Annotated in this window: 6 protein-coding genes; 3 read left to right on the top strand and 3 right to left on the bottom strand. The window is 73.3% G+C overall.

What is annotated here, in order from left to right:
* Positions 1-915: DUF5685 family protein (locus V7793_RS29955; RefSeq protein ID WP_336012317.1), on the bottom strand; the 915-nt coding region annotated here is incomplete at its 3' end.
* Between the two features lie 286 nt (positions 916-1,201).
* On the opposite strand from V7793_RS29955, the gene V7793_RS29950 reads away from it, so the two are divergent.
* Positions 1,202-1,639 (top strand): cell division protein SepF, encoded by a 438-nt coding sequence (locus V7793_RS29950; protein ID WP_058045069.1) that lies wholly within the window; start codon positions 1,202-1,204, stop codon positions 1,637-1,639.
* A 130-nt stretch (positions 1,640-1,769) separates the two neighbouring features.
* Here V7793_RS29950 and V7793_RS29945 read toward each other — a convergent pair whose 3' ends face one another.
* On the bottom strand, positions 1,770-2,969 hold the full coding sequence (locus V7793_RS29945) for an acyl-CoA dehydrogenase family protein (protein WP_336012322.1): 1,200 nt from the start codon (positions 2,967-2,969) through the stop codon (positions 1,770-1,772).
* A 203-nt stretch (positions 2,970-3,172) separates the two neighbouring features.
* The gene (locus V7793_RS29940; protein ID WP_336012313.1) at positions 3,173-4,942 is read right to left on the bottom strand and encodes an MFS transporter; all 1,770 of its coding nucleotides are present in this window, start codon (positions 4,940-4,942) and stop codon (positions 3,173-3,175) included.
* 200 nt (positions 4,943-5,142) lie between these two features.
* Here V7793_RS29940 and V7793_RS29935 point away from each other — a divergent pair, with 200 nt between their 5' ends.
* Both V7793_RS29935 and V7793_RS29930 read left to right on the top strand, forming a co-directional pair.
* Positions 5,143-6,378 (top strand): glycosyltransferase family 39 protein, encoded by a 1,236-nt coding sequence (locus tag V7793_RS29935; protein ID WP_443058022.1) that lies wholly within the window; start codon positions 5,143-5,145, stop codon positions 6,376-6,378.
* Between the two features lie 273 nt (positions 6,379-6,651).
* A partial coding sequence (locus V7793_RS29930; RefSeq protein ID WP_336012310.1) for a phosphatase PAP2 family protein occupies positions 6,652-7,365 on the top strand: 714 nt, incomplete at its 3' end.

Genomic DNA, 7,365 nt, shown 5'->3' with positions numbered 1-7,365 from the left:
GGCGTGCCCCGCCGCTCCGGCGTGCCCGGCGTGCCCGCAGCCCGTCGTGCCGAACGCCCGGTCGACGGCGCGTTCCAGCTCGTGCGCGAGCAGGACGTGCGCGAGCCGGCTCTGGCTCTTGCTCGCGAAGTCGACCTCGCGCAGCGCCAGACGGACGCCGTGCACCGCGTCGTCGCACAGCCTGCGCACCTCGGCGAGGTCGGTTCCGGTCGCGGCGACGGGGTTCCACGCCCCGCTCTCCGCGTCCTCCGCCATGTCCTCCACGGCGTCCAGCAGGTGCGCGAGCCGCCCGAAGAGCCTGCCCGCCTCTTCCAGGGGCTCCTTGTTGGCCGGCCGCCCGGCGAGCACGGCGGTGTAGCCGAAGGCCGCGGCGGTGGCCGTCTCGGTGGGCTCCGTCACCGTCAGCAGGGACGTCCCCGCACCGGCCAGCGCCTCGATGCCGGCCTGCCGTTCGACCGCGTCGACCAGGACGGCGGTGTCGAAACCGAGGTCCGCTCCCGTACGGGCACCGGCCCGGTCCCACTTCGCGGCCACGCGGCGCGCCGCCGCGGCGACCGGGCGGCGCGCCAACACGCCGTCGCCGTCGGCGACATGGTCGCGCATCTTCGCCGACGCCAGCACCAGCGACACCGAGGCGGCCAGGCGCGCCCCCTCACCCTTGGCCACGGAAGCGGTGCGCATGCCGCGCAGCGGGCACGGTCCGGCCGTGCGGCGCCAGGAGTTGGCGCCTTCGTCCGCCGGCGACTGGGCTTCCACCAGGACCGATATGACCAGACCGTCGTAGTTGGTGGCCGCGCGCGCGAACTGTCCGTGGTCGCCGCGCAGCGCGAGGCACAGTCCGCACAGATGCGCCATCCATTCCGTGCGCATGGCTTCTGACAACCGGTGCCGGCATGGCCTTATGATCCCGAACAAAACCCAGCCCCCGTGTGTGGTGTGAATGGACCCGGGCATCCTAATCACCTGACCACCCGACCCGACCGGGGCCCGCCCCGCGCCCCCGAATCACCCGCCGTAACCGCATATGCCCAGGTCCAGGGTGCAAGAAGGGGCCTGTGGGGTTTCTGACGCACCGCCAACCGGTTTGCACCAGATGCGTCACGAAATGCTCGTCCGGCGGCTATCCACTTGGCACACCATCCGCATCATGGACGACGATAGAGAAGCGGACGGAACACACCGCGTGTGAGAGGAGGCGTCCATGGGATCGGTGCGCAAGGCGAGTGCCTGGCTCGGCCTCGTCGACGACAGCGATGACGAGCGCTACTACGACGACGAGTACGCCGAGGGACCCGAGCCCGGAGACGCCTGGGTCACCAACCCCAAGGTACGGGTGGCGGACGAGGCCGCGCAGGAACAGGGCACGCGCATCGCCACCGTCACCCCGGACGGCTTCCGCGACGCCCGGGGCATCGGCGAGCTCTTCCGCGACGGCGTCCCGGTGATCGTCAACCTCACCGGCATGGAGCCCAACGACGCCAAGCGCGTCGTGGACTTCGCCGCCGGGCTGACGTTCGGACTGCGCGGCTCCATCGAGCGCGTGGCCAACCGCGTGTTCCTGCTGACCCCCGCCGACTACATGGTGGTCAGCGGGGAGCCGAGGGGACGGGCGAACGGCGGCTTCTTCAACCAGAGCTGAGCCGGGCTCCACGGACAGGCCGGGGGTCCGGGGGTTGCACCCCGGAGCAGCACAGCAACCAGAGCTGAGCCGAGCAGCGCTCAGAACCGGGTTCCGCGGCGGAGGGGCGAAGCCGCGAAGGGGTGAGGGCTTACCGGAAGGCGTCGAGACCGGTGAGCGCCTTGCCCAGTACCAGCTGGTGCATCTCCACCGTGCCCTCGTACGTCAGCACGGACTCCAGGTTCGTGGCGTGCCGCATCACCGGATACTCCAGGGAGATCCCGTTCGCACCGAGGATCGTCCGCGCCGTCCGGCAGATCTCGATCGCCTCCCGCACGTTGTTGAGCTTGCCGAAGCTCACCTGTTCCGGCCGCAGGCTCCCCGCGTCCATCCGCCGCCCGAGGTGGTGCGCCAGCAGGATCCCCTTGTGCAGCTCCACCGCCATGTCGGCGAGCTTGGCCTGGGTGAGCTGGAAGCCGCCGATGGGCTTGCCGAACTGCTCGCGCGTGCGCGCGTAGTCGAGCGCGGTCTCGAAGCTCGTACGCGCCGCACCCATCGAGCCCCAGACGATGCCGTACCGCGCGTGGCTCAGGCAGCTGAGCGGGCCGCGCAGCCCGGTGACCTCCGGCAGCACCGCGTCCGCGGGCAGCCGTACCTCGTCGAGGACCAGCTCGCTGGTGACGGAGGCGCGCAGCGACCACTTGTGCCGGATCTCCGGCGCGGACAGGCCGGGGCTGTCGGTGGGCACGACGAAGCCCCTGATGCCGTCGTCGGTCCGGGCCCAGACCACGGCGACCCCGGCGACCGAGCCGTTGGTGATCCACATCTTGCGGCCCGTCAGCACCCAGTCGCCGCCGTCGCGCTTGGCGTGGGTGCGCATGCCTGCCGGGTCCGAGCCGTGGTCGGGCTCCGTCAGGCCGAAGCAGCCGATGGTCTCCCCCGCCGCCATCGCCGGCAGCCACTGCTGCTTCTGCTCCTCGGAGCCGAAGCGGTGGATCGCGTACATCGCGAGGGAGCCCTGGACGGAGACCAGGGAGCGGATGCCGGAGTCGGCGGCCTCCAGCTCCAGGCAGGCCAGGCCGTACTGGACGGCGCTCGCGCCCGCGCAGCCGTAACCGCTGAGCTGCATGCCCAGCGCGCCGATCGCGCCGAGCTCACGGGCGAGCTCCCGGACGCCGGGGAGTTCACCGTCCTCGTACCACTGGGCGATGTGCGGCAGGACGCGGTCGGCGGCCCAGCGGCGGACGGTGTCCCTGACGGCGATGTCCTCGGGGCTGAGCAGGTCCTCGATCCCGAGGGGATCATGTGGGTCGAACACGGCTGCCTCCGGCGGGGTGCGGGCGAATGTGATCGTCTTTCGCTTCGCCAGCACGCTACGGCCGGGTAACCGGCCGAGTCCAGAGGATCCGGGCGCCGGTTCGGCACCGCCGGACCGCACCGCGGTGGTTGCCCGCGGCTACGGCGGAGGGAGATGTGGGGCAAGCCCCCGGGACTGTGAGGGACGGCAAGGGGTGAGTCCGGGGACTCACCCCCGCCGCGACGGCGCGCAGCCGGTCAATACGTGACCGGCGGTGCCGAGCCTTCCTCGGCCGGGGCCGCAGCCGCCGCGGCCGCCGGGGCCGAAGCCGGAGCCTGAGCCTGAGCCTGAGCCGCCGAAGCCGAAGCCGAAGCCGGAGCCGGGGCCGCCGAAGCCGGTGCCGGAGCCGGGGCCGGAGCCGGAGGCGCATCCGCACCGCACTCCATGGCCCGCGGCAGGCGCAACGCCGCGACCGCCCCCGCCAGCAGCAACGCCGCGCTCAGCGCCAGCGTCACGTGCAGGCCGTGCACGAAGGCGTCCCGCGCCGCGACCCGCAGCGCCTCCCCGGCCGGTCCCCCCAGCCGCGAGGCGACGTCGTACGCCTCGCCGAGGGAGTGGCTGGCGGAGGCGCCCGCCGCGCTGGGCACGCCGGGCACGGAGTCGACGCCGGGCGCGTACGCGGCGTTCATGACGCTGCCCAGCAGGGCGATGCCGATGCCGGCGCCGAGCTGGTACGAGGTCTCGCCGATCGCCGCGGCGCCGCCCGCGGACTCGGCGGGCGCCTCGCTGAGCATCGACTCGTACGCGCCGAAGAGCGTGGTCTCCAGCCCGAAGCCGAGCAGGACGAAGCAGGCCACGAGCACCCCGGGCCGGTCGTGCAGCCCCATCGCGGTGAGCGAGGCGACCGCCGCGGCGGTCAGGACGAAGCCGAGGGCGACCATCGTGCGCGGGCCGAGCCATTGCAGCAGCCGGGAGCCGACGAGCCCGGCGGCCATCGCCGCGAGCGTGAGCGGCAGCAGCCGCAGGCCGGTCTCCAGCGGGGTGAGCCCGAGGACGAGCTGCAGGTACTGGGCGGCTATGAGCTCCAGCCCGACGAGCGCGAGCATGGCCAGCACGATGCACCCGACGGAGGTACCGAAGGCGGGCCGGGCGAACATCCGGAGGTCGACGAGCGGGTGGGTGCGCCTGCGCTGCCGGCGGACGAAGAGGACCAGCAGGGCCGCGCCGACGGCTCCCGGCACGATCGTGCCGAGGCTGAGCGCCTCGCCGGCCCCGGCCCGCTTCACGCCGAGGACGAGCCCGAACAGCCCGAACGCGGCCATGAGCGCGCCGGTCACGTCCCAGGGCCCGCCGCGGGGCCCGGTCGACTCGGGCAGCAGCCAGCGCCCGACCGGGAGTGCGGCGACCATCAGCGGGATGTTGATGAGGAAGACCGATCCCCACCAGAAGTGTTCGAGGAGGAAGCCGCCGAGCAGCGGCCCGACCGCGGCGCCCACGGCGGCGACCGCACTCCACACGCCCACGGCGACGGCCCGCTCGCGCCGGTCGGGGAAGACCTGGCGGAGGATCGACAGCGTCGCCGGCATGATCATCGCGCCGCCGGCGCCGAGCAGCGCCCGGGCCCCGACGAGCACCTCGGGGGTGGGGGCGAACGCCGCGAGCGCGGAGGCCGCGCCGAAGAGCCCGTAGCCCAGCAGCAGCACCCGGCGGCGGCCGACGCGGTCGCCGAGGGTGCCGAAGAGGATGAGCAGCGAGGCGCAGACCAGCGGGTAGACGTCGACGATCCACAGCAGCTGCATCGCCCCGGGCCGCAGGTCCTCGGTGACGGCCGGCACGGCGACGTGCAGGACGGTCGCGTCGACGGCGACGAGGAGCAGGCTGACGCACAGGACGACGAGGACGGTCCAGCGGTTCGCCCCGGCGCCGGCGCCCGGCCCGTACGGCGGCCGCTGCCGCTGTCCGCGCCGGTACCGCTGCCGGGGGACGCCGTCGGCCCGCGGCGGGCCGGCCGTGGTCGTCCCGGACATTCACACCTCCGTGTCGTGCGCTCGCCGTCCGCCCGCCGGCCCTGGGGACGTGGGCCGGGGTTGCCGCCCGGGGGGTGGCCGGGGGAATGTCGTGGGCGAGTGACTCGACAGAGTACGCGAGTCCCGGGCACGGATCCGTGTGCTCCGTCACCGTCCGGGCCGATCGTGGAGGCGCTCCGCGCATGCTGGACAATTGATCGGTGACTGATCTTTTTTCTCCCGCCGGTACGGGCGCCGGGGCGGACCGGCCGCCCGCCGCCCGCCGGGTGCGTGGCGCGCTGCGCCGTGCACTGCCCGCCCTGAGCGTCTACGCGGCGGTGCGGGCACTGGGGATCGCGGTGCTCGCGGTGTGGGGGCACTTCGCGGGCAAGAGCCCGCACCAGCTGCTGTCGGCGCGCTGGGACTCCCTCTGGTACTCCCGCATCGCCGAGGACGGCTACGGCTACACGCTCCACCTGCCGGGCGGGAAGGTCCACTCGGACCTGGCGTTCTTCCCGCTGCTGCCCTGGCTGGAGCGGGGCCTGTCGGCGGTCTTCCCGCTGTCGGCGGCGGATGCGGGCCTGCTGGTCAGCGCGCTGTCCTCGCTGCTCGCGGCGTGGGCCGTCCTCCTGATCGGGGAGCGGCTGTACGGCCGGCGGGCGGGGGTGATGCTCGTCGCGCTGTGGGCGGCGCTGCCGGTCGGCATCGTGCAGTCGATGGCGTACTCGGAGTCGCTGTTCACGGCGCTGGCGGCGTGGAGCCTGTACGCGGTGCTCACCCGGCGCTGGGTGTGGGCGGGCTCCTTCGCGGCGCTGGCCGGGCTGACGCGCCCGGTGGGGGCGGCCGTCGTCCTGGCCGTGTGGCTCGGGGTGCTGGTCGCGCTGCGGCGCCGGCGCGGAGAAGAGCACGAGCGGCAGGAGCCGCGGGAGCGGCGGGAGCGGCGGGAGCGGCGGGAGCGGCGTGAGCTGCCCCGGATGCTGCTGGGCGCGGTGCTCGCGCCGCTGGGCTGGCTCGCGTACTTCGCCTGGGTCGGCGTGCGGACCGGCAGCTTCACGGGCTATCTGGACGTGCAGGGCGGCTGGGGCAACGGCTTCGACGGCGGGCTGGCCTTCGGTTCGTTCATCGCCGGGCGGCTCTTCGGCTCCGCCTTCGCCGCGGGGCTCGGGCTGCTGGTGGGCGTGGGCCTGGTGCTGTGGCTGTACGCGGCGTGCGTGCGGCAGCGCCAGCCGCTGCCGCTGCTGGGCTACGCGGGCGCGGTGCTGCTCCTGGCGCTGACGGCGAAGGGGTACTTCGGCTCGAAGCCGCGCCTGATGATGCCGGCCTTCCCGCTGCTGCTGCCGCTCGCGGTGGCCCTCGCGCGGACCCGGACGGTACGGGCGGTGACGACGGTGGGCGTGGTGGTGCTGGTGTCCGCGGTCTACGGGGCGTTCTGGCTGCACGGCTCCGGCCCCCCGTGATCGTTTTCCCGGGGGCCCGCCCGGCCCCCTCCCGGAGCCACCGGAAAACGTAGTGGAACGGCCCGGCCAATCCCCGATAAACAACGGGTCGCAATGCGAAGGAATAGGGCCCGGACGACCACCTGGGACGGCCCCGGAATTTCCCGGACGGGAGTTGCCCCGGGGAATCCAATGTGGCGCACGTCATGCTTGAGACGCATTCCACATCACATCGTCATCACAAACAGGCCCGATCGGCCGAAGCTTCCTGTCACTCAATGTAACGTCGATTGAGTGCGTACCAACGACGAGCTCGTCCAAGCGGAGGAGCGCCCGACCGAGCCCGTGCGGCCGCGGATGACCCGGACCCGCCTCGGGATCTTCGTGGCGACCTCCGTGGTCTACCTGGCGATCGTGGTCGGCGTGCTCACCACGTCCTGGCCGGTGCGGTTCGACTGGCAGGTCATGCTCTTCCGGCCGTACAAGCAGTGGCCGGAGATCCACACCTTCCTCGACTACTTCGTGGTCCTGGGCCAGCGCGGCCCGACCGCCGTCGCGGTCGCGGCCTGGCTGGGCTGGCGCACCTACAAGCTGAGGACGCTGCGGCCGCTGCTGGTCCTCGGCACGTCGCTGCTGCTGCTCAACGCCACCGTGGGCGCGGCGAAGATCGGCATGGGCCGGCTCGGCCCGCACTACGCCACCTCGATCGGCTCGAACGAGATGTTCGCGGGCGGCGACATATTCCCCTCCGGGCACACCGCCAACGCCGTGGTGACCTGGGGCGTCCTGGCCTATCTGGCCACCACCCCGCGCACCCGCCGGGTGGCCTCGGTGATCGCCGCGCTCCTCGCACTGGGCGTCGGCATGACCACGGTCTACCTCGGTACGCACTGGATGAGCGACGTGACCCTCGGCTGGACGGCCGGGCTGCTGGTGCTCCTCGCCCTGCCGTGGTTCGAGGCGCCGATGGCCCGCGCCGAGGCGTGGCTGCTGGCCCTGTGGCACCGG

Origin of the sequence: Streptomyces sp. KLMMK (assembly GCF_036961605.1) — a bacterium.
GTDB classification, from domain to species: Bacteria; Actinomycetota; Actinomycetes; order Streptomycetales; family Streptomycetaceae; genus Streptomyces; species Streptomyces telluris.
Note: the sequence above shows the minus strand (reverse complement) of the source record. Positions and strands in the feature narration are given on the sequence as shown.